The following is a 22,000-nucleotide window of genomic DNA, read 5'->3' as shown; positions in this document are numbered from 1 at the left end:
TTTACGCAGATGTGCGCAGATTGGTCTCTCAATTAATCTGCGTACATCTGCGGTTCACACTCTTTGTAAAGCAGTTGCCGGGCCCACCGCCCCTCAACGGAGACCCTCCCCGTGTTTCGACGCCACATCGTCCGCATCGGCCTGAGCCTGCTGGTCACCCTGCTGGTGATCGCCGCCGACATCTTCTACCAGTTGCCGATCCTCCAGCGCCTGGAGCACATCGCCTACGACACCCGGCTCAAGCTGACCCTGCCCGGCGGGGTCGATAAGCGGGTGGTGATCGCCGACATCGACGAGCGCAGCCTCGCCGTCGAGGGGCGCTGGCCCTGGCCGCGCAACCGCCTGGCCAGGCTCCTCGACCAGCTCTTCGACCACTACGGCATCGCCGTGCTCGGCTTCGACGTGGTGTTCGGCGACGAGGACACCGGCACCGCCCTCGGGGTGCTCGACCAACTGGCCGGCGGCCCGCTCAAGGACGACCCGCAGTTCATCGACCAGTTCCAGCGCATCCGCCCCTCGCTGGAGTACGAACGGCTTTTCGCCGAGGCGATCAAGGACCGGCCGGTGGTGATGGGCTACTACTTCCAGACCCGCATCCGCCCGCAGGACGCCACCACCGGCGGCAAGCTCCCGGAGTCGCTGCTCACCCTCGACGGCTCCGGCCTGGAGCGCATCCCCTTCGTCCAGGCCCAGGGCTACGGCGCCAACCTGGGCATCCTGCAGGAGGCCGCCATCACCGCCGGCTTCTTCGACAACCCGCTGGTGGACGACGACGGCGTCTACCGCCGGGTGCCGCTGCTCACCCAATACCATGGCCAGCTCTACCAATCCCTGGCCCTGGCGGTGACCCGCCTCTACACCGGCAACGAGATCGTCGAGCCGCTGGTCTACTTCGACGACACCGGCACCCGCGCCGAAGGGCTGGAGGGGGTCCGCCTGGACAACCTGACCATCCCGCTGGACTACCGCGCCGCCGCCCTGGTGCCCTACCGCGGCGGCCAGGGCAGCTTCCCCTACGTCTCGCTCACCGACATCCTCGACGGCACCGCCGACCCCAAGGTGCTGGAAGGAGCGATCGTGCTGCTCGGCGCCTCCGCCCCCGGCCTCCAGGATCTGCGTTCCACCCCCGTGCAGAACGTCTACTCCGGGGTAGAGGTGCACGCCAACCTGGTCGCCGGCATGCTCGACGGCTCGATCAAGAGCCAGCCCGGCTACGTGCTCGGTGTCGAATTCGTGCTGATGCTGGGGATCGGCCTGGCGATGACCCTGCTGCTGCCGGTGCTCAGCGCGGCGTGGTCGACGCTGTTCAGCCTGTTCCTCGCCGCCGGCGCCATCGCCATCAACCTGGTCGCCTGGAACGCCAACGTGGTGATCCCTCTCGCCCCCACCCTGCTGCTGGTGCTGCTGCTGTTCCTGTTGCAGATGTCCTACGGTTTCTTCGTCGAGGGCCGCGGCAAGCGCCAGCTGACGCGCATGTTCGGCCAATACGTGCCGCCCGAGCTGGTCGACGAGATGAGCCTCAACCCGGATGAGCTGGGTGTCGGCGGCGAGTCGCGCGAGATGACCGTGCTGTTCTCCGACGTGCGCAGCTTCACCACCATCTCCGAGGGGCTCAAGCCGCAAGAGCTGACCCAGCTGATGAACGAGATGCTCACCCCGATGACGCGGATCATCCACCAGCATCGCGGCACCATCGACAAGTACATGGGCGACGCCATCATGGCCTTCTGGGGCGCACCCCTGCAGGACCCCGAGCACGCCCGCAACGCGCTCAAGGCGGGGCTGGCGATGCTCGCCGAACTGCCGCAGATCCAGCGCGACTTCGAGGCCAAGGGGTGGCCGCCGATCCGCATCGGCGTCGGCCTCAACACCGGCATGATGAACGTCGGCAACATGGGCTCCGAGTTCCGCATGGCCTACACCGTGCTGGGCGACGCGGTGAACCTCGGCTCCCGTCTGGAGGGACTGACCAAGCAGTACGGCATCTCGATCATGGTCAGCGAATACACCAAGGCGGCGGTGCCCAATTTCGCCTACCGCGAGCTGGACATCGTGCGGGTGAAGGGCAAGGACGAGCCGGTGGCGATCTTCGAGCCGATCGGCCCGGCCGACGAACTCTCGCCGGAGGAGGCGAAGAACCTCAAGCTCTACGAAGAGACGCTGAAGCTGTTCCGCGCCCAGCACTGGGACCAGGCGGAGATGCAGCTGATCAACCTCAAGCAGGCCGAACCGGCGCGCAAGCTCTACGACGTCTATCTGGAGCGCATCCAGCACTATCGGGAGAGTCCGCCGGGGGCGGATTGGGACGGCGTCTTCACCCACACCACGAAATAGACCTCGGGCGGGCTCTAGCGAGCCCGCCCGAGGTCTATTTCGTAATTGGGTGTTGATGGTGGACGATGGCACGCCGCCGATGCAGAGGCGTAGGTCGGCGCTACCGGGCCGACGCGAACGAGGGCAGCAGACTCATCGCCACGATGACCGTTCCGATCGGTGGTGAACGGTGAGGAACCGTTCAAGATCCAGCCACCCCACTTGGCCCTGCCAATAGACCATCGCTTGGCAGCTACCGACCTTGCCCTTCCCGGATGGAACGTGTACCCGAGACCCTTGCCGTCGACGCCCACCCGGCGTCCCGCTCGGAAAGGACGGACCACCCCAGACGACGGTGCCTCCGTTTGCGTCGCCGCAGTAGCGGCGACCTACGCGCAATTTACCGCCCCGCCATGACGAAGGGCATGAATCCCTTCATGCCCTTCGTTCCCCTTCGCCTTCCCTTCATGGTGAAGGGCTTCGGCGTTCAAACGAGCGTCAGCTCTCGCCGCCCTCCCACGTCGGCGGCGTCAGCCCCTCGACGTCGAGCAGCTGGCTGGTGGCGCCGAGCACCCGGTAGACGCCGAACGCCTCGGTGTAGACCCCGGTGAGCAGCTGGGTCCGCGCATCGAACAGCTCGCGTTCGGAGTCGAGCAGGTCGAGCAGGGTGCGCTGGCCGAGGGTGAACTGCTCGCGGTAGGAGTCGCGCACCTCGATCGAGGACTTCACCCGGGCGCGCAGGTCGGCGAGGCGGTCGCGGGCGTTCATCAGCGCGTTCCAGGAGAGCCGCAGGTTCTCCTCGACGGCGCGCCGGGTGCGCTCGATCACCTGCTTGGCGCGGCTGATGTTGTAGGCCGCCTCCTGGCGGCGGGCGACGTCGGCGGAGCCACGATAGGCGTTGTAACGCAGCCGCAGCATCGCCGAGAGGTCGGCGTTGCGGCCGGCGACGCCGTCGATGTTCTGGTTGTCGGTGGCCCCCACCTCCAGGTCGAGGCGCGGCATGAAGGCGGCCGAGGTGGCCTTGTAGGCCGCCTTCGAGGCGGCCAGCTGGGCCTCCACGGCGTACAGTGCGGTGTTGTTGGCGACCGCCCGCTGCAGCCCCTCCTCCTCGTTGGTGGGGAGCAGGTCAGCCGGGCTCTGCGCCTTCTCCAGGTGGCCGGGCTTGGCGCCCACCACGCGGGCGAAGCGCGCCTCGGCATCCTTCAACTTGCCCTGCAGCTGGGTCAGGTTGGAGCGCGCCTGGGCCAGCCGGCTCTCGGACTGCTGCACGTCGGCCTTGCGCCCGGCCCCCTGTTCGTAGGAGAGGCGGGTCTGCTCCAGCACCTTTTCGTGGGTCTTCAGGTTCTCCTCGCCAAGGGCCACCAGCTCCTGGTGGCGCAGCACGTCGAGGTAGACCTCGACGCCGCGCAGCACGGTCACCTCGGTGGTCTGGGCGAGTTGCGCCTGGCGGTAGCGCACCAGGGAGGCGCGCTGGTCGACGGCCCCCGAGGTGGCGAAGCCGTCGAAGATCATCTGGCTGAGGTTGAGGCTCACCTCCTCGCGATCTAGCCACAGGCTGTTGTAGCCGGCGGCGCGGGTGGTGGAGTTGTCGCTCTCCTCGCGCCCCTTGCCGAGCGCGACGTCGATGGTCGGCAGGTAGCCGGCGCGGGCCTGGCGCAGCCGTTCGCCGGCAGCAGCCCCCTCCCACTTGTTCACCTGGATGTCCGGGTTGCTGCGGATCACCTCCTCCAGCACCGCCTTCATCCCCTGGGCGGTGGCGGGACCGGCGGCCAAAGTGGTGGCCAGCGCGGCGACCAATCCGAAGATGGGCGCGGCCTTCGGCCGCACCCTCCAGTTCGGGCCTCTTCTCATGTTCTTCCCCATTTGCGTGGTCTTGTTCTTGGTGGTCAGGCGATGTTCAGCGAGACGGTGGCCGTGGCGGTGTGGCCGAAGCCGTCGTCGATGGTGTAGCTGAAGCTGTCGGTGCCGCTGTAGCCGGCGGCCGGCAGGTAGTTCATCTCGCCGTTGTTGGCGATGGTCAACGTGCCATGGGCCGGCTGGCTGAAGCCGATGACGTCGAGCAGGTCGCCGTTCGGGTCGTGGTCGTTGTCGAGCACGTTGGCGATGATCGGGACGTCCACCGCACCGATGTAGAGGTCGTCGCCGGCGTGGGGCGCGACGTTGGTGGTGGGGGCGGTGGCGTCGACGAGGAGGTGGACGGTGGCGATGGTGCTCCCCCCCTGCCCGTCGTCGACCTGGTACTGGAAGGCGTCCTCGCCGCTGAAGCCGTCCAGCGGGGTGTAGGTGAATTGGCCGTCGGCGGTCAGCGCGAGATTGCCCAGCGGATTGCTGACCAGGGTCACGCTCAACGGGTCGCCGTTGGGATCCTGGTCGTTGGTCAACACGTTGCCGCTGAGTGGGGTGCCGGTGAGCACGGAGAAGTTGTCGTCGCCGGCCACCGGCGGGCTGTTGCCGCCGTCGGCAGGCGTGGCGGTGCCGCCACCCACCTCGATCTCCACCCACTCCACCTGGATGCCGCCGCGGCCATCCTCGGCGGTGTAGCTGAAGAAGTCGTTGCCGACGAAGCCGGCCTCGGGGGCGTAGGTGAAGTCGCCGCCGGTGGTGAGGATCGCCAGCCCGTGGTTGGGCAGTTGCTGGAGCTGGGCGGTGAGGGGATCGCCGTCGGGGTCGGTGTCGTTGCCCAGCACGTTGCCGCTTGCCTGGGTGCCCCGGGCCACGCTGTAGAAGTCGTAGCCGGTGACCGGCAGGTTGTTGGCGGGGTCGGCGCCGGGTTGGACGCCGCCCACGTCGATGGTGACCTGGGCGGTGTGTTGGGCGCCCAAGCCGTCGTCGACCACGTAGGTGAAGGTGTCGACCCCGCTGAAGGCGGCGTTGGGGGTGTAGGCGAAGCTGCCGTCGTCGTTGACCACCACGGCGCCGCCGGCCGGCTGGGTGTAGCTGATCAGGGTGAGCGAACCGCCCGCCGGCAGCAGCATCCGGTCGTTGTCGAACAGGTTGCCGCCGAGGGGGGTGGCGAGCGGCGTGGCGTAGAGGTCATCGCCGCCGGCAGCGTTGACGCCGGCCCCCACATCGATGTCGACGTAGGCGTCGTAGTGGCCGCCGAGACCGTCGTCGACGCTGTAAATGAAGTAGTCGTGACCGCTGAATCCGGGCTCGGGGGTGTAGGTGAACTGGCCGTCTGCGGCCGCTTGCAGGGTGCCGGCCAGGGGTTGGCCGAAGGTCACGCTGGGGGTGGCACCGGCGGCGAGCAGCGCGCCGTCGTTGTCCAGGACGTTGGCGCTCAGCGCGGTGCCGCCGTCGATCTGATAGACGTCGCCCACCTCGGCGGGGGCCTGGCCGCTGCCGCCGATGTCGAACCCGACGAAGGAGGTGAGCGAGCCGCCGAGACCGTCGTCGACGACGTAGGAGAAGCCGTCGCTGCCGACGAAGCCCGCCTCGGGGGTGTAGGTGAAGGTGCCGTCCGCGGCCACCACCACGCTGCCGTGGCTCGGCTCGTCGTGACCGGTCACCCGGGGGTTGGCGCCCGCCGCGGCGACGGCCTGGTCGTTCTCCAGCAGGTCGCCCTGCAACGGGGTGTCGGCGGTGACCTGGTAGTACTCGTCGAGCCCCGCATTGGTGACCGCTTCCGCCTCCACGTCGATCGTCACCTGGGCGGTGTAGCGGCCGCCGAGGCCGTCGTCGGCGGTGTAGCTGAAGGTGTCGATGCCGCTGAAGCCGTCGCCGGGGGTGTAGGTGAAGTCCCCGTTCTGCGCCACCTGCACCGCCCCGCCGACCGGTTGGGTGTAGTCCACCACCGTCGGGGTCGCCCCCGCCGGCAGTGCGCCACCGTCGTTGCTCAGCAGGTTGCCACTGGTCGGGTGTCCCGCATCGGTATGGGCGAAATCGTCGATGCTCCCCGGCGGCGTCGGGTTCCCTCGCCCCACCTCGATCTCCACCTCCGCCGGGAAGTGGCCGCCGAGCCCATCGGAGAGCACGTAAGTGAAGCGGTCGGTGCCCTGGAATCCGGCCTCGGGGGTGTAGACGAAGTCGCCGTCACGCTCCACCTCCAGGGTTCCATGGGCCGGTGCGGTGTGGCCGAGGATGAAGGGGTGAACCCGGTCGGGAGCGTGGTTGAGGTCGTTGTCCAGCACGTTGCCGCTGACCACCTCGCCCGCGGCCGTGTCGAACTCGTCGTCCACCGCGGCGAGGGTCTCGGTGAGCGGCTGTACGACGTCGCTCTCCTCGACCGCTTCGGGACGTTCGACGGCGTCGGCCAGCGGATGGTTTTCGAGCAGTTCCGCCATGGGCTCCTGCGCCGCCGCGGCCGCCCCGGGGAGGCCGACCAGGGGCGGGGGAGGTCCCTCCTCCTCCTCGCCCCCGGGAACGGCCCGCCCATCCAGGGGGGCGAGCCCCTCGACCCCGGCGAAGGCGCGTGGCCCCTCCAGCTCCGGCCCGTCCCCGTGGCCGTCGCCCCCCTCCCGGGCCACCTGGAAAAGCGGCCGCCCCGCCGCATCCAGCAGCAGGCCCTCGCCCTCTTCGCCGCCGGGGGGGCCGTCGCGCTCCTCCGCGGTGTCGCCCTCCTCCCCCCTGCGCTCGCCGCGAGCGGCTCGCTCGCCCTCGTTGCCTTCGCCCCGGCCCTCGCCCTCCGGCTCGGCCGCGCGCCCTTCAGCGCCCCTCTCTCCGGCGGGCCCGCCATGCCCCGGGGCGGCGGGCGCCTTGCCCTCGCCGTGGGTGGCGGCGGGGATCTCGCCGGTGGGCGGCTCCTGACCCTGCGGCGTCTCGCCGTTGCTCGGCGGCGGCAGGCTCTCCTGGAAGCGCTGGATCATCTCCGGCGGCGCCTCGAAGATCGCCGCCACCCCCTCGGGGCTGACCAGGGTGGCGGTGCCGGGTTCGAGCAGGGTGACCATGCCGAGGCCGTTGATGTCGGCCACGTCGATGATGCCCGAGTGGTGGACCAGGGTGGTGTTGCCCTGCGCGTCCACCTCGCCCTCGATGTCGCTGCCGCGGATGCCGATGGTGGCGGTGGGGGTCTTGATGGTGGCGTAGGGGTGGTCGTCGTGACCGAGTTTGCCCAGCTTGCCGCTGATGTAACGGAAGAAACCGAGGGTAACGCTGGCGGCGAAGGAGCCGAGGCCTGCCTCCGGCTGGTAGACGTAGCCGTCGATCACCGCACGGGCGTTGCGGCCGAGGAAGAAGGCGGTACCGTCATCGAAGAGGATGCGCAGGAAGGCGCCGTCGGCGGTCTGCACGGTGTCGTTGAGGTAGATCGGGTCCCCCTCCGCGAGGGGTCGTACCTGCCCATCTGCCCCCTTGGCGGTGGCGACGCCGCGCAGGCTCTTGACGCTGCCGATGGCCTCGGCGGCGGGGGGCGGGCCGGCCACCATCAGCGGCGCGCCGTAGCCGGCGGCGTGGGCGCCTACCAGCTTGGCGACGGTGTCGAAGGTGAGCCCGGCGCCGCCGGGGGCGTAGAGGGTGGGGTGGCTGGCGCCGGCGAAGTAGCCCTCCACCGTGTGGCCGATGCCGTCCGGTCCGGTGATCCGCAGGTCGTCGCCGTCACGGCTGTAGTCGCCGCGCAGCAGCAGCCCGGCGTCGGGCAGGGTCACCCCGTCCGGCCGATCGGCGGAGGTTCCGCTTTCGGCGATCCGCTCCAGATAGTGGCCGTCGTCCTCACGCGCAGTTGATTGCATGGTCATCGCCCGCTCCTCCCGCGGTGGCGGCACGGCCCCGTGGGACGGGGCGTCTCGCACGGGGTCGCCGGATGGGGGTGGCCCCGAAAATTTTTAACGAAAAACGAATAATTGATGAAAAAGTGTACTCGACCCCACGGGGAATGGGGAGGCCACCGGGCAGACAAAGTGCTGCGTCGATCCGGCCCGGCGTAGGCCTCGAGGCGCGTGCCCGGCTTGTTGCCCACGAACGTCGAGCGCAGGGCGGACTAGCGGTAGCGTAATCCGCCGGGAACGAAGGCGCCTTCGCCGGCGGCAGCTCCGATGCGGCGGATTACGCTATCGCTAATCCGCCCTACGAAGAGGCCGCGTCATACCTTAACGACGTGATGCTTAAATCTCCCTTATGAGCGACGCACCCGAAAGGGTGGGGGCCCCTCAGCGCTCGCGCAGCGCCTCGCGGTGGGCGCGCAGGATCGGCTTGAGCAGGTAGTCGAGCACCGTCTTGTGGCCGGTGAGGATGTCCACCGTGGTGGTCATCCCGGGGATGATCGGCAGCGGCTCCTCGTCCGTGCCGAAGCGGGCGCGCACGGTGCGCACGCGGATGCGGTAGAAGCTCTCGCCCTGCTCGTCGACCAGGGTGTCGGCGCTGATCTGCTCCAGTTTCCCCTCCAGGCCCCCGTAGATCGAGAAGTCGTAGGCGGTGAACTTGACCATCGCCCGCTGGCCGGGGTGGAGGAAGGCGATGTCCTTGGGGCGGATGTGCGCCTCCACCAGCAGGCTCTCCTCCTCGGGGACGATCTCGACGATCCCCTCCCCCGGTTGCACTACCCCACCGAGGGTCTTCACCCGCAGCGTCTTGACGATGCCGGTGACCGGCGAGCGGACCGTGGCGCGGGTGACGCGGTCCTCGCTGCCACGGTTGAGCGCCTGCGCCCGGTCCAACTCCCCCTGAAGGGCGTTGAGGTCGGCCAGGGCCTCGCCGCGGTAGGAGGCCTTGTACTCCTCCACCTTGCGCCCGACCTCGCCGAGCGCCGCCTGCGCCCCCTCGATGTTGAGCAGGGTGCTGCCCAGCTCGCCATCGAGGTCGTTCACCTCGCGTTCCAGGCGCAGCAGCTCCACCTCCGAGATCACCCCCCGCTCAGCCAGCGGCCGGGTGATCTTCAGCTCCCTGCGCGCCAGTTCGAGGCTGCGCCGGAGCTTGCCCTGGCGGTTCTCCAGCTCCCTCAGCGCCTGGCGCCGCTGAGTGGTCTGCTGGTCGAGGATCGCCAGCGCCGAGGCGTATTCACGCTTGCGCGACTCGAACAGCGCGCGCTCGCCGGCCACCAGCTGCGGCTGGCGCTCGCTGACCTCCTTGGGCGGGACGAAATCGGTGCCGTCGACCTCGGCGCGCAACCGCGCCACCCGCGCGGTGAGCTCCAGATACTGCAACCGCCCCTCCTCGAAGGTGGAGGCGTAGCGGGTATCGTCGATGCGCAGCAGTACCTGCCCCTCCGTCACCCGGTCCCCTTCGGCCACCAGGATCTCGCGAACGATGCCGCCGTCGATGTTCTGCACCACCTGCACGTGACGCGAGGGGATCACCTTGCCCTGGCCGCTGGTCACCTCGTCGAGGGTCGCCCAGTGGGCCCAGGCCAGGCCGCAGACGACAAACGCGACCACCGCCGCGAGCAGCAGGTGGGCGCCGACCCGCGGCCCCTCCAGGGCGAGCCGCTCGCTCTCCGACCAGTCGCGGGAGGCCTTCATCCGCGCCCCTCACCGCCGCCGGCGCTCAGCTTGCGCAGCACCTGCTCCTTCGGCCCGTCGGCGGTGACCCGGCCGTGGTCGATGACGATCAGCCGCTCGACCAGCGACAAGACCGACGCGCGGTGGCTCACCAGGAGCACCGTCTTGCCCCAGGTGCTCTCCGCCAGCCGGCGCTTCAGCCGCTCTTCGGCGGCGCTGTCCATACTGGAAGTCGGCTCGTCGAGCAGCAGCAGCGGCGGGTCGCGGAGCACGGCGCGGGCGACCGCCACCGCCTGGCGCTGGCCGCCGGAGAGCAGCCGGCCGCCCTCGCCCACCTCCAGCGCGAAACCCGCCGGATGCTCGTTGACGAAGGCGCTCACCCCGGCCGTCTCCGCGGCGGCGAGCACCGCCTCGTCGTCCGCCCACGGCGTGCCGAAGCGGATGTTGTCGCGCACCGAACCGGCCATCAGTTCCACCTCCTGGGGCACCGCGCCGATGTTGCGGCGCAGCTCCGCCGGATCGAGCTGGCGCAGGTCGACCCCGTCGATCAGCACTGCCCCCTGGTCGGCGTGGTAGAGCCCCTGGATCAGCCGCAGCACGGTGCTCTTGCCGCAGCCCAGCGGTCCGACGATACCGACCCGCTCCCCTGGGCGGATGGTGAAGGAGACCCCGTCGAGGGTCGCCATCGGCTGCTCCGGATAGCTGAAACGCACCTCGCGGAACTCCACCCCGCCAGCGAGCTTTGGCCGGTGCAGCGGCCGCGTGCCCTCCGGGCGCTCGGTGGGTTGGGCGAAGATGCGGTCCAGCGCGTGCAGCGAGGCCACCGACTGGTGATAGCGGGTGAGCAGGCCGGCGACCTGACCGAGCGGCCCGAGGGCGCGGCCGGTGAGCAGGGTGCAGGCGATCAGCGCGCCGACGCTCATCTCCCCCGCGGTGATCCGGTAGACGCCGTAGAGCACCACGCCGAGCACCGCGAACTGCTGGCTGAGCAGCGCGAAGTGGAGCGCCACGGCCTGCACGAAGCGGGTGCGCAGGCCGGTGCGCGCCAGCTCTGCGGAGACCGCCTCCCAGCGCGCCTGCACCTGCCCCTCGGCGCCCAGCGCCTTGATCGTCGGCAGCGCGCCGAGGCTCTCGATGAGCACCGCGTGGCGGTCCGCCGCGCCGCGGTAGCCGCGCTCCACCAGCCGACGTAACGGCGGTTGCAGCGCAAGCCCTCCGAGGATCACCAAGGGCGCGGCGACCGCTGGCACCAGCGCCACCGGCCCCGCCACCCAGCCGATCACCGCCAGGAAGAGCAACACGAAGGGGAGGTCGATCAGCGTGGTGAGGGTCGCCGAAGTGACGAAGTCGCGCAGCGCCTCGAACTCGTGGAAGTGGTTGGCGAAGGCCCCCACCGAACGGGGTTGCCCCTTCAGCGGGGTGTGCAGGATGTGGGCGAACAGCTTGGCGCCGAGGATCACATCCGCCCGCTTGCCGGCCGAGTCGATGAAGTGGACCCGCAGGGTGCGGATCAGCACGTCGAAGAGGAACACCAGGGCGAGCCCGCTGGCCAGCACCCAGAGGGTCTCCACCGCGTGGTTGGGCACCACCCGGTCGTAGACGTTCATGATGAAGTAGGGGGTGGCCAGGGTGAACAGGTTGACCAGCAGCGAGGCGACCACCACCTCCACGTAGAGCGGCCAGGAGCGGACCAGCACCCGCCACAGCCAGTGGCCGGTGCGCTTCTCCTTGTGCTCCGCGCTGCGCTCATCGAATTCGTATGCCGGGCGCGCTCTCAAGGCGCGCCCGGCATACGAATTCGACAGTTGGGTGATCGGGTGGGCCTGATCACCCTGACCAGGGCGGTGGAGGGTGGCCTCACCGTCGTCCACAGAAAGGAGGACGGCGGCCTCGCCCTGGTCGAGGAGAAGGATCGCCGGGAGGTCGACCGGGTGGAGCTTCTCCAGCGGGGTTTCCACCCACTCCGCCTCGATGCCGGCGCGTTCGGCGGCGCGCAGCGCCAGCTCCGGGGTGAGACGGTGATCCTCCGCCAGCGGCAGGCCGGCGGTGAGGGCGGCGGGGGTGGTCGGGCGATCGAAACGGCGCGCCAGGAAGAGCAGGCACTCCAGCAGCGGATCGGTGGGGGCGGAGGGCGCGGCCATGGGCGATCAGTGACGCCCCCCGACGTCCCCTTCCAGCGCCTCCAGCATCCGCCGTGCCCCCTCCTGGTTCGGCTCCAGCGCCAGCGAGCGGCGCAACGCCGCCGCCGCCTCCTCGCGCCGCCCGAGGGCGGCGAGCGTGTTGCCCAGGTTGTTGAACGCCGCGGCGTTGCCGGCATCCACTGCCAGCGCCTGGCGATAGACGCTCACCGCCTCCTCCAATCGCCCCTGCGCCTTCAGCGCATTGCCGTAGTTGCTCAGGGTCGCCCCGTTCTCCGGCGCCAGCGCCAGCGACCGCCGGTAGAGCGCCACCGCCTCGTCCAACCGTCCGACGGCAGTCAACACGTTGCCCAGACTGCCGAGGGTCATCGGATCATCGGGCCCCACCGCCAGCGCCCGCCGCAGCAGCTCTTCGGCGCGCTCGAACTCCTGCGCCCGCGCCGCGATCACCCCGCTCAGGTGGAGTGCACCGAGATGCCTCGGCAGCGCCGCCAGGATCTTCCCGCAGATCGCCGCCGCCGCCTCGTCGCGTCCGCTGCGATGGCGCTCCACCGCCAGCCTGTAGGCATCCTGAACGTTCACCGGACTCCGCAATCACACGATTTATCAAGGAGGGGCAAGATAGCGCGTTTGCCATGGGGGTGCCATGGACGACCTTTCACGCGGAAGAGTGGCCCTCGGCGGCTACGTGGAGGCACGGCGACCGATCCCACCGCCGTCGCCGGCTCACGGGCGATCGCTGCTTTCGTTGCCGCCGCTGGCCGCCGCCAAAATCGCCCTTCATCACCCGGCTTCGACGCGGTGCCGGGATTGCTCCTCCCAGCGACACGGAGATGAATCCGATACACTCGTTGGCCGTTTGCCCCCGGACCTGATCGTACCCCTATGATGGAACCCGCCCTCCCCCTCCGTCCCCACCCCGGCCGCCGCGAGGTGCTCTCCCTCGGCGCGGTGCTGCTCGCCGCCTGGGTCGCCCTCACCGCCCTCTACGGGGTACTCGGCTACCTGGACGACCTGGACAACCGGGTACGCGGCGCCGACAGCGTCTACTACTACATCTACCTGCCGTCGCTGTTCGAGGACGGCGACCTCGACCTGGCCAACAACCTGCGCGACGTCTACGGCCCCGACTTCCAGCCGGAGCTGCTGCCCAACGGGCGGGCGCGCAATGTCTTCTCGGTGGGCCCGGCGCTGTTCTGGTCGCCCTTCTACCTGCTCGCCAAGGGGGCGGCCGCCCTCGGCCTCGACGGCGGCCTCCAGGTCACCCGGCTCGCGGTCTATCTGAGCAACAGCCTCTACGGCCTGCTCGGCCTGTGGCTGTGCGGCATCCTGGCACTCCACTTCGTCGCCCTGCGTCCGGCGCTGATCGCCACCCTGGGGCTGTTCTGGGCCTCCCAGGAGACCTATTACCTGTGGTCGTTCACCGCCATGTCGCACAACGTCAGCCTGTTCGCCGCGGCGCTGTTCCTGCTGGCGTGGGTGCGCTGGGGGGTGCGCCCGTGGGTGGGGGTGGCGGCGGGGGCGATGATCCTGGCGCGCTGGCAGAACGCGCTGCTGCTGCTGCCGGCGATGGCGGTGGCGCTCGGTCCGCTGTTGCGCGGTGGCGAGCCGCCGATGGCCTGGCTGCGCCGCCACCTGCCGTTCGTCGTTGCGCTGCTCGCCACCCTGCTGCCGCAGTTCATCGCCTGGCAGCTGATCTACGACCGGCCGCTGCTGATCCCCCAGGGCGGGGGCTTCATCGACTTCGGCGACCTGCCGCTGGGCGGACTGCTGTTCGGCACCCGCCACGGCCTGTTCAGTTGGCACCCGCTGTTGCTGGCCGCTCTTCTCGGCCTGGCGCTGCTGTGGCGACCGCGTCGCCTGCTGCTGCTGGGCATCGTCGCGGCGCTCGCCGCCCAGACCCTGCTCAACGCGGCGGTGAGCGACTGGTGGGCCGGCTGGTCCTTCGGCCAGCGCCGCTTCATCAGCTTGCTGCCGCTGTTCGGCGTCGGCCTCGCGCTGGCCCTCGCCTGGCTCGAGACGCGCCTCCCGCCCCGCCGCGCGGCGGCCGGCGCAGCACTCCTGGTGGCCCTGCTCGGGGGGTGGAACCTGCTCTTCGTCCACCAGTACCAGGAGGCGCTGATCTTCCGCTCCCTGCCGCTGACCTGGGGGGAGATGACCATCGACAAGTTCCGCCTGTCCCGGGTGAGCGAGGCGCGGGACCTCGCCCAGCGGGCGACGCAGACCATGGGCCAGGACCTGGCGGCTGCCGAACGGCTCGCCGACCGCGCCTACCGGCTGGCGCCGGACCAGCCGATCAGCGCGCCGGTCTATGCCTTCGTGCTGCTGGTCAACGGCAAGGACCGGGAGGCGATCGAGCCGTTGCGCGCGTTGCTCGCCCGCCATCCCGACTACCCCTTTCTGCGCTGGGGCCTAGCCCACGCCCTGGCCCGCAGCGGCGCAGGCGACGAGGCGCTGGCGCTGCTCCGCGCCGCCCCCGCCGCCCCCTGGCGGGAGCGGGCGGAACAGCGCCTGACGAGCGGCGCCCCTTCGCTGCTCGACGACGATTTCCTCGGGCTCTACAACGGCTTCCTGCGGCATCTCACGCTGGAGTAGGCGACCGGACGGCGGTGCCCCGATCCATGCGGAAACCCCTTCGTTCGACACGGCGCGCGCGGCGCGCCCTATGGATCGGTCGGCGCCCGCCGCGATCGCTCCGCCGACACCTTAGCGCGGAAAAAAAACGCGCCCCGAAGGGCGCGTTTTCACTCCGCGAGGGAGGAGGCTCAGGCCGCCTTGGCGTCGGCGGCGAATTCGAAGGCGTCGGAGAAGATCCGCTCCTCCGGCAGTCCATGGGCGAGGAACAGTTTCTTCGCCGCATCGATCATCGCCGGTGGACCGCTCATGTAGACGTCGAAGCCGGAGAGGTCGGGGTGATCGGCCACCACCGCCTCGTGGACCCAGCCACTACGCCCATGCCACCCCTGCTCTTCGCCGGCCCGCGAGAGCACCGGGACGTAGTGGAAGTGGACGTTGATCGCCGCCCAGCTCCTCGGCAGCTCGTCCAGGTAGAGGTCCTTCTCCTCGCGCGCGCCCCAATAGAGGGTCATCGCGTTGTCCACCCCCTCGGCGAAGGCGTGCTCGACAATCCCCTTGAGCGGCGCGAAGCCAGTGCCTCCGCCCACCAGGAGAATCGGCCGGTCGGAATCCTCGCGCAGGTGGAACGTGCCCAGCGGCCCCTCGAAGGCGATCTCCTCCCCCACCTGCATGCCGTCGAAGACGTAACCGGTGAACTCGCCGCCCTCCACATGGCGGACGTGCAGCTCCAGCATCTCGTCACAGTGGGGGGCGTTGGCCAGGGAGAAGGCGCGCTTGCGGCCGTCGTTCATGATCAGGTCGATGTACTGACCGGCACGGAACTGCAACCGATCGCTCTCCGACAGGGCCAGCCCCAGCCGCATCACGTCGTCGGCCAGCCGCTCCAGCTTCACCACTTTGCCGTTGAAACGCTCCGGCTTGATCTCCTCGGCGGTCAGCTCCTCCACCTCGATGGTGAGATCGCCCTCGGGACGCGCCTTGCAGAAGAATGCGTGCCCCGCGGCCTGCTCCTGCTCGCTCAGCCCGCCGGGCACCTCCTCGTAGCTCACCTTGCCGCTCACCACCTTGCCCTTGCAGGCGCCGCAGAAACCGTTGCGACAGCCGTAGGGGAGACCGATCCCGTGGCGCAGGGCGGCGTCGAGGACCGACTCGCCGGGATCGACGGTGAACTGATGATCGGTGGACTGGACGGTTACTTTGCAGCTCATGGTGAATGCTTCCCGCGAAGGTTGATTGATCGTTGTCGTACCGGCCCCATTATCCATGGGAGCACTCCGGGCCTCAAAGGGGCCATCGATGGCGACCCGCCGCTTCCCGCACCCGGCAAAAAAACGGCCACGCGATCAGGGGGGATGCGTGGCCGAATGCGCAGATGCGCGGCTTGGAAGTCAACCAATGCCTTACCGACCCGCAGCGCGGGTGGCCGGCCCGGAGGGGCCCGTCCCTCTTACCCGACCAATTCAGTAAGCCATGTTGTTGAGTATATTGATCGGGAATTGAATGTCAACCAAATGCATTCGGGGGAAGGAAAAAGGAGAGGGGGAGGGGGAGGGGGCGGACGGGCCGTTACAGCTTCAATCCCCTGGCGATGTTCTGGCCGTAGAAGATCTCCGCCATTTCGCGCTTGAGCAGTTGCTTGATGTTGCGCGACTCGCGTGGCGGCAGGTCGTCGGCGTCGACGCCGAACAGGTAGTTGTCGAGGTCGAACTCCTTGAGAATCATCTTGGTGTGGAAGATGTTCTCCTGATAGACGTTGACGTCGATCATCTGGTAGCGGTTGCGGGTGTCCTTGGCCAGGTAGTTCTGGATCGAGTTGATGCGGTGGTCGATGAAGTGCTTCTTGCCCTGCACGTCGCGGGTGAAGCCGCGCACCCGGTAGTCCATGATCACGATGTCCGACTCGAAGGAGTGGATCAGGTAGTTCAACGCCTTCAGCGGCGAGATGCGCCCGCAGGTGGAGACGTCGATGTCGGCGCGGAAGGTGGAGATGCCGTGATCGGGATGGCTCTCCGGGTAGGTGTGCACCGTGATGTGGGACTTGTCCAGGTGGGCCACCACCGCATCGGGCAGCGGACCCGGCGCCTCGGTGTTGGATAGCTGCTCGGCGGCCACCGGCTCCTCGGAGATCAACATGGTGACGCTGGCCCCCTGGGGATCGTAGTCCTGGTGGGCGATGTTGAGGATGTTGGCACCGATGATGTTGGCCACGTCGGTGAGGATCTGGGTCAGGCGCTCGGCGTTGTAGGCCTCGTCGATGTACTCGATGTAGCTGCCCACCTGCTCCGACGTCTGCGCGTAGCAGATGTCGTAGATGTTGAAGCTGAGGCTCTTGGTGAGGTTGTTGAAGCCGTGGAGCTTCAAGCGCTTCTGGTGTTTGGTCAACGCAGGACCTCCCGCTGATGGGGTAATGGGGGGATATCACCGGCGATTATCGCCGATATTGCATGACGGGAGGAGGACAATCTCCCCCTTTCGAGCGCCCTAAGGGGCCTCGACGATCTCGAAATCGTGCGTGATCTCGGCCACCTTGCCGAGCATGATCGAGGCCGAGCAGTATTTCTCCGCCGACAGCGACACCGCGCGGCCCACCCGCTTTTCGTCGAGCTCGCGGCCGGTGACCACGAAATGGACGTGGATCTTGGTGAACACCTTGGGATCGGTGTCGGCCCGCTCGGCCTCGATCTCGGCGACGCAGTCGCTGATCGGCTGGCGGGACTTCTTCAGGATGCTGACCACGTCGAAGGCGGTGCAGCCGCCCATGCCGAGCAGCAGCATCTCCATCGGGCGCACCCCGAGGTTGCGGCCGCCGTGGTCCGGCGGGCCGTCCATCACCACCGCGTGCCCGCTGCCCGCCTCCCCCAGGAAGGTCGCCTGCTCGACCCACTTCACCCGTGCCTTCATGCGCCGCTCCTCACTTCAATTGGCGAAACGGCGGATTCTACCCCCAACCGGGAAATCAGAACGACTCCTTCACGTCAATCGTCCACCAGCGCATAGAGCTGGGCGATCTCCCGGTCCCAGATGGTGTCGTCGATGGTCTCCAGCACCATCGGGATCTCCTCGAAGCGCGGGTCGTTCATGATGAAGCGGAACACCTCCCAGCCGAGCTTGCCCTCGCCCAGGCTGTGGTGACGATCGACCCGCGCGCCGAGGTCGGGCTTGGAGTCGTTGAGGTGCATGCCGCGCAGGTAGTGACAACCCACCACCCGGTCCAGTTCCGCGAAGGTGGCCGCGCAGGCCTCCGCGGTGCGCAGGTCGTAGCCGGAGACGAAGGTGTGGCAGGTGTCGATGCAGATCCCCACCCGGTCCTTGTCCTCCACCCGGTCGATGATCTGCGCCAGGTGCTCGAAGCGGTAGCCCAGGTTGGAGCCCTGGCCGGCGGTGTTCTCGATCACCGCGGTGACCCCCGCGGTCTGCTCCAGGGCGCGGTTGATCGACTCGGCGACGGTATCCAGGCTCTGCTCCTCGCTCACCTGGTTGAGGTGGCTGCCGGGGTGGAAGTTGAGCAGGGTGAGACCGAGCTGCTCGCAGCGGCGCATCTCGTCGAGGAAGGCGTCGCGGGACTTGGCGAGCGCCTCGGGGTCGGGGTGGCCGAGGTTGATCAGGTAGCTGTCGTGGGGCAGTACGTGTCGGGGCTCGATGCCGATGCGCTCCAGGTTCGCCTGGAAGGCGTCGATGCTCTTGGCGGTCAACGGCTTGGCGACCCACTGGCGCTGGTTTTTGGTGAACAGCGCGAAGGCGCGGGCGCCGATCTTCTGCGCGTTGAGCGGGGCGTTCTCCACGCCGCCGGAGGCGCTGACGTGGGCACCAACTCGTTTCATGGCGAAATCCTCGAAAATTCTGTGGGTTGACTGCGATGCAAGAGGGCCATTGTAGCGGATACCCGGCGCGGAGCCTCAACCCAACGGGCGGGTGCTAATTTTGATAGGGGGGGTGGCGGAGATCGCGGCATGTCACGGGAAACGGAACGGGCGCGGATGGTGGAGGTGATCCGCGAGGAGGTGGCGGCGACGCGCACCTACACCCGGCGGGATCACCTGTCGCCGGCGGTGCTGGCGGCGCTGGCGGAGGTGCCGCGCCACCGCTTCGTGCCGGCGGAGATGGCGCCCTTCGCCTATCAGGACGGGCCGTTGCAGATCGGCCTCGGCCAGACCATCTCGCAGCCCTACATCGTCGCCCTGATGAGCGACCTGCTGGAGCTGGGACCCGCGGCGCGGGTGCTGGAGATCGGCACCGGCTCCGGCTACCAGAGCGCGGTGCTCTCGCGGCTGGTGGCGCGGGTCTACACCGTGGAGCGGCTGGAGGCGCTGGCCGAAGCGGCGTGGGCGCGGCTGCGCGAGCTGGGCTACGACAACGTCGAGGGGCGGGTCGGCGACGGCTACCTCGGCTGGCCGGAGGAGGGCCCGTTCGACGGCATCATCGTCACCGCCGGAGCGGCGAACCTGCCGCCTCCGCTGCTGGAGCAGCTGCGGCCGGGAGGGCGGCTGGTGATCCCGCTGGATACCCGCTGGCTGCGCCAGGAGCTGACGGTGGTGCAGCGCGACGAGGCGGGGAACTACACGGCGCGGTCGATCCTGCCGGTGGCCTTCGTGCCACTGATCCATCGGGAGCGGTAAACGATCCGAGCGGTGGCTCCGTTGCGCACGGCGGGCGCAGCCCGCCCTATAGGGCGCGCGGTGCGCGCCTTGCCGAACGAGGGCTGCATCCCGGCAAGCGCGGGAGGCGATCGCCGAACGTGCCCCGACACCCGGCCCGCGAACTCATCCTGCGGGATGCCCCCGCAACAGCCGCCGGTCCTCATGGATGGTGTGTCCGGCGAACCACTCGATCAGGAAGACGACGAAATCATCCACCGAGATGGCGCCCGCCTCGACCTCCGCCACGTGACGCCCGATCTCCGCCAGGATCTCCCGGTGGCGCTCGCGATGCTCGGCGAGCAGCGGCGCGTTCATCGCCTCGGCGACGTTCTCCTCCGAAAGGAAGTGGAACTCGGCGTACTTCACCAGTTCCAGCAGCAGGCGCTCCCGCGTCTCGGGGCGTTCGGACTCGTTGAGGGCGTGGGCGACGCGGTTGATGGTGTCGACGAAGTAGTGATGCTGAAGATCGACCACCTCGATGCCGGTAGCGAAGTTGTCCGACCAGTGCAGATCCTTCATTTCACACCTCCGGTTCCCCCGACAAAAAGCATAGGTCCGGGCCGGGGGAAAGCGGAACGGCACCCAACCTACGTACTCCCCCGCCCCCACGGCCATCGCCCCCCAATGACTTTTTTTCGCCCGCTGAAAATCCCGCAGGCCGCAGGCCGAGCGGGATTTTCAGCGGGGGAAAAAAAGTTGGGAGAGCTTGTCGCCGGGGCTGTCGGCGCGCATGAACGACTCGCCCACCAGGAAGGTGTCGACCCGATGATCGCGCATGCGCTGGACGTCCTCGGGGGTGTGGATGCCGCTCTCGGTGACCACGATGCGGTCGTCGGGAATCCGTTCGAGCAGCTCCAGGGTGTGGTCGAGGGAGACCTCGAAGGTGCGCAGATTACGGTTGTTGATCCCCACCAGCCGGTTGGGGAGCTTGAGCATCCGCTCCAGCTCATGGCCGTCGTGAACCTCCACCAGCACGTCCATGCCCAGCTCGTGGGCGAGGGTGTTGAGTTCCGCCATGCGCCCGTCGTCGAGGGCGGCGGCGATCAGCAGGATGCAGTCGGCGCCGAGGGCGCGGGCCTCGACCACCTGATAGGGATCGATGATGAAGTCCTTGCGGATCACCGGCAGGGCGCAGGCGGCGCGGGCCGCCACCAGATAGTCGTTGCAACCCTGGAAGAAGTCTACGTCGGTGAGCACCGAGAGGCAGGTGGCGCCGCCCCGCTGGTAGTCGCGGGCGATCGCCGCCGGGTCGAACCGCTCGCGGATCACCCCCTTGCTCGGCGAGGCCCGCTTCGCCTCGGCGATCACCGCCGAACGACCGGCGGCCAGCGCGCGCTCGATGGCGGCGACGAAACCGCGCGGGGCATCGGCCCCGCGCGCGCGCTCGGCCAGCCGCTCCAGCGGCTCGCGGGCCATGCCCTCGGCGATCTCCTCCTCCTTGCGGCGGAGGATCTTCTGCAGGATGTCGGGTAGTTCGTTGCTCATGAAATCAGGTCCGCAAATGAAATGTAAAAGGTCCGCAAATGAACGCGAATGAAGAGAGAAACCTCTTCTTTATTCGCGTTCATTTGCGGACCTCTTTCTCTTCCTCTTCCCCGCCGCCGAGGGCGCGGGTGAGGCCCTTGACCAGCTGGCCGGCCTTGATGCCGACGGCGGTGCCGATGCCGGGCCCGAGAATGGCACTCCCGGCACCCGCTCCGGCAATCGCCTCGTTGGTCAGCCGCAGGCTCGGCTCGGCCACGGTGCCGCCGACGTGCAGCGGGATGCTGGCGATCATCGCCGCCCCCTTGAGGCCGACGTCGATCTCCCCCTCCAGCTCGTTCAGCCCGCGCACCTTCACCCCGCCGGCCGCCTCCAGCGCGGTGGATGCAATGGTGAGCCCGCCGAGGGCGAGGTCGCCACCGCGTAGCGCGAGGTGCCCGGCGCAGCGTTCGAAGGGGGTCTCGCCCCCCTTCTGCTCCTCGGCCACCAGGTTGCGCGCCGCCTGCTCCAGGTCGGCGTTGTGCAGCACCCCCTGATGGATGACGAAATCGGCGTCCAGCTCGGGATGATGAAACAGCCGCGCGGGGTCGTCGGCGGAGAGGGCGAGGTTGCCGTCGGCGTCGAGCCGGCCGGAGAGCCGCCGCGGCTCGCCGAGGGCCTTGAGCAGCGGCTCCAGCGCCACCCCCTTCAGGTTGAAGCGGTGGGCGAGGCGCCAGCCCTCGCCCCAGCTCAGCTCCCCACCCCCGCCGAGGGTGCCGCCGTAGGCCGCCCCCTCCAGGGCGGAGAGGGTGATGCGCCCCTCGTGAAGCACCCCCTCGGCGCGCAGCCGGTCGATGACCAGCCGCGGCGGCAACGGCGAGTGCCAGTGATCGAGGACGAGGGTGAGCTGGATCCCCTCCGGGGTGGGGAGCAGGTGCAGGCTCAGGGAGCCGTCGTTCTGGTGGATCTCGCTGCGATGGAAGCCGACCTCGCCGCCCAGCGGGATGTCGGCGGCGAAGGGGCCGAGCTGCGCCTCGCCGTGGCGCAGGGTGAGATTGCGCAGGCGCAGCTCGCGCACCCCCACCCCGCCGCCGCCGGCATCCCGCGCAGCGATGCCAACCAGCGCCCGCAGGGGCAGCTCACCGCCGGTCACCCGCAGGGAGGGGATCTCGACGCGCCCGTGGAGCAGCGCGCCGAGGTCCAGCGGGACGTCGACCCGGTCGAGCCGCCCGCCGTCGGCGAAAGCGATCCCCTCGACGGTGACGCCGGTCACCGGCAGCAGCGAGGGTCGCAGCGAGGCCACCGTCACCGGCTGGCCGAAGCGCTCGGTGAGCCGTTGCGCCAGCTCCTGGCGGTAGCCGTCCATGGGGATCACGAAGGGCAGGCCGACCAGCACCACCAGGCTGAGCAGGGCGACGAGACCGAGGCGGGAGGTCTTGTTCATGGCGAGGAGCTCGGCCAGTTGTGGCTGTTGCGAATGCGCATATCTTTAACCGCAGATTTC

At 69.0% G+C, this 22,000-nt stretch carries 15 protein-coding genes; 3 read left to right on the top strand and 12 right to left on the bottom strand.

Annotated features, from left to right (window positions below):
* The first annotated feature begins 111 nt into the window (after positions 1-111).
* Complete coding sequence (locus tag ACYQ2W_RS07745) at positions 112-2,334, top strand: CHASE2 domain-containing protein (protein WP_459864967.1); 2,223 nt, start codon at positions 112-114, stop codon at positions 2,332-2,334.
* Positions 2,335-2,811: 477 nt separating this feature from the next.
* Here ACYQ2W_RS07745 and ACYQ2W_RS07740 read toward each other — a convergent pair whose 3' ends face one another.
* The 5 genes from ACYQ2W_RS07740 to ACYQ2W_RS07720 all read right to left on the bottom strand — a co-directional run bounded on the left by ACYQ2W_RS07740 (position 2,812) and on the right by ACYQ2W_RS07720 (position 12,403).
* Positions 2,812-4,164 (bottom strand): TolC family outer membrane protein, encoded by a 1,353-nt coding sequence (locus ACYQ2W_RS07740; RefSeq protein WP_459864966.1) that lies wholly within the window; start codon positions 4,162-4,164, stop codon positions 2,812-2,814.
* A gap of 35 nt (positions 4,165-4,199) precedes the next feature.
* Positions 4,200-7,985, bottom strand: coding sequence for an Ig-like domain-containing protein (locus tag ACYQ2W_RS07735; protein ID WP_459864964.1), 3,786 nt, complete (start codon positions 7,983-7,985; stop codon positions 4,200-4,202).
* Between the two features lie 411 nt (positions 7,986-8,396).
* The gene (locus ACYQ2W_RS07730) at positions 8,397-9,704 is read right to left on the bottom strand and encodes an HlyD family type I secretion periplasmic adaptor subunit (RefSeq protein WP_459864962.1); all 1,308 of its coding nucleotides are present in this window, start codon (positions 9,702-9,704) and stop codon (positions 8,397-8,399) included.
* Positions 9,701-11,824 (bottom strand): type I secretion system permease/ATPase, encoded by a 2,124-nt coding sequence (locus ACYQ2W_RS07725; protein ID WP_459864960.1) that lies wholly within the window; start codon positions 11,822-11,824, stop codon positions 9,701-9,703. Before ACYQ2W_RS07725 ends, ACYQ2W_RS07730 begins: the two co-directional genes overlap by 4 nt.
* Before the next feature lie 6 nt (positions 11,825-11,830).
* Complete coding sequence (locus ACYQ2W_RS07720; protein ID WP_459864958.1) at positions 11,831-12,403, bottom strand: tetratricopeptide repeat protein; 573 nt, start codon at positions 12,401-12,403, stop codon at positions 11,831-11,833.
* A gap of 303 nt (positions 12,404-12,706) precedes the next feature.
* Here ACYQ2W_RS07720 and ACYQ2W_RS07715 point away from each other — a divergent pair, with 303 nt between their 5' ends.
* Positions 12,707-14,416, top strand: a complete 1,710-nt coding sequence (locus ACYQ2W_RS07715; protein ID WP_459864956.1) for a hypothetical protein — start codon at positions 12,707-12,709, stop codon at positions 14,414-14,416.
* 170 nt (positions 14,417-14,586) lie between these two features.
* On the opposite strand, the gene ACYQ2W_RS07710 is transcribed toward ACYQ2W_RS07715, so the two are convergent.
* From ACYQ2W_RS07710 to nfo, 4 genes are all read right to left on the bottom strand, one after another.
* The gene (locus tag ACYQ2W_RS07710; RefSeq protein WP_459864954.1) at positions 14,587-15,606 is read right to left on the bottom strand and encodes a CDP-6-deoxy-delta-3,4-glucoseen reductase; all 1,020 of its coding nucleotides are present in this window, start codon (positions 15,604-15,606) and stop codon (positions 14,587-14,589) included.
* A 358-nt stretch (positions 15,607-15,964) separates the two neighbouring features.
* Positions 15,965-16,780 (bottom strand): adenosylmethionine decarboxylase, encoded by an 816-nt coding sequence (gene speD / locus ACYQ2W_RS07705; protein WP_459864952.1) that lies wholly within the window; start codon positions 16,778-16,780, stop codon positions 15,965-15,967.
* Between the two features lie 99 nt (positions 16,781-16,879).
* On the bottom strand, positions 16,880-17,299 hold the full coding sequence (locus ACYQ2W_RS07700) for an OsmC family protein (RefSeq protein WP_459864950.1): 420 nt from the start codon (positions 17,297-17,299) through the stop codon (positions 16,880-16,882).
* 74 nt (positions 17,300-17,373) lie between these two features.
* Positions 17,374-18,219: a deoxyribonuclease IV gene (gene nfo, locus ACYQ2W_RS07695; RefSeq protein WP_459864948.1), complete on the bottom strand. Its 846-nt coding sequence runs from the start codon at positions 18,217-18,219 to the stop codon at positions 17,374-17,376.
* A gap of 129 nt (positions 18,220-18,348) precedes the next feature.
* Between nfo and ACYQ2W_RS07690 the strand changes: the two genes are divergently transcribed.
* Positions 18,349-19,014 (top strand): protein-L-isoaspartate(D-aspartate) O-methyltransferase, encoded by a 666-nt coding sequence (locus ACYQ2W_RS07690; protein WP_459864946.1) that lies wholly within the window; start codon positions 18,349-18,351, stop codon positions 19,012-19,014.
* A 144-nt stretch (positions 19,015-19,158) separates the two neighbouring features.
* On the opposite strand, the gene ACYQ2W_RS07685 is transcribed toward ACYQ2W_RS07690, so the two are convergent.
* The 3 genes from ACYQ2W_RS07685 to ACYQ2W_RS07675 form a co-directional block, all read right to left on the bottom strand.
* Positions 19,159-19,554 carry a bacteriohemerythrin gene (locus ACYQ2W_RS07685; RefSeq protein ID WP_459864944.1) on the bottom strand — a complete coding sequence of 132 codons (396 nt, stop codon included), beginning with the start codon at positions 19,552-19,554 and terminating at the stop codon, positions 19,159-19,161.
* A gap of 159 nt (positions 19,555-19,713) precedes the next feature.
* A complete protein-coding gene (trpC, locus tag ACYQ2W_RS07680; RefSeq protein WP_459864942.1) occupies positions 19,714-20,520 on the bottom strand; it encodes an indole-3-glycerol phosphate synthase TrpC in 807 nt (268 codons plus the stop codon).
* A gap of 79 nt (positions 20,521-20,599) precedes the next feature.
* Positions 20,600-21,940, bottom strand: coding sequence for an AsmA family protein (locus ACYQ2W_RS07675; RefSeq protein ID WP_459864940.1), 1,341 nt, complete (start codon positions 21,938-21,940; stop codon positions 20,600-20,602).
* Positions 21,941-22,000: the final 60 nt, after the last annotated feature.

The organism is Endothiovibrio diazotrophicus, from assembly GCF_054657215.1.
This window is presented reverse-complemented; position numbering and strand designations above follow the sequence as displayed.

What these genes read in the sequence shown, in the direction of transcription:
- ACYQ2W_RS07740 (WP_459864966.1), bottom strand. Translation starts at nt 4,164, where the DNA reads ATGAGAAGAGGCCCGAACTGGAGGGTGCGGCCGAAGGCCGCGCCCATC.
- ACYQ2W_RS07735 (WP_459864964.1), bottom strand. Translation starts at nt 7,985, where the DNA reads ATGACCATGCAATCAACTGCGCGTGAGGACGACGGCCACTATCTGGAG.
- ACYQ2W_RS07730 (WP_459864962.1), bottom strand. Translation starts at nt 9,704, where the DNA reads ATGAAGGCCTCCCGCGACTGGTCGGAGAGCGAGCGGCTCGCCCTGGAG.
- ACYQ2W_RS07725 (WP_459864960.1), bottom strand. Translation starts at nt 11,824, where the DNA reads ATGGCCGCGCCCTCCGCCCCCACCGATCCGCTGCTGGAGTGCCTGCTC.
- ACYQ2W_RS07715 (WP_459864956.1), top strand. Translation starts at nt 12,707, where the DNA reads ATGATGGAACCCGCCCTCCCCCTCCGTCCCCACCCCGGCCGCCGCGAG.
- ACYQ2W_RS07710 (WP_459864954.1), bottom strand. Translation starts at nt 15,606, where the DNA reads ATGAGCTGCAAAGTAACCGTCCAGTCCACCGATCATCAGTTCACCGTC.
- ACYQ2W_RS07700 (WP_459864950.1), bottom strand. Translation starts at nt 17,299, where the DNA reads ATGAAGGCACGGGTGAAGTGGGTCGAGCAGGCGACCTTCCTGGGGGAG.
- nfo (WP_459864948.1), bottom strand. Translation starts at nt 18,219, where the DNA reads ATGAAACGAGTTGGTGCCCACGTCAGCGCCTCCGGCGGCGTGGAGAAC.
- ACYQ2W_RS07690 (WP_459864946.1), top strand. Translation starts at nt 18,349, where the DNA reads ATGTCACGGGAAACGGAACGGGCGCGGATGGTGGAGGTGATCCGCGAG.
- ACYQ2W_RS07685 (WP_459864944.1), bottom strand. Translation starts at nt 19,554, where the DNA reads ATGAAGGATCTGCACTGGTCGGACAACTTCGCTACCGGCATCGAGGTG.
- trpC (WP_459864942.1), bottom strand. Translation starts at nt 20,520, where the DNA reads ATGAGCAACGAACTACCCGACATCCTGCAGAAGATCCTCCGCCGCAAG.
- ACYQ2W_RS07675 (WP_459864940.1), bottom strand. Translation starts at nt 21,940, where the DNA reads ATGAACAAGACCTCCCGCCTCGGTCTCGTCGCCCTGCTCAGCCTGGTG.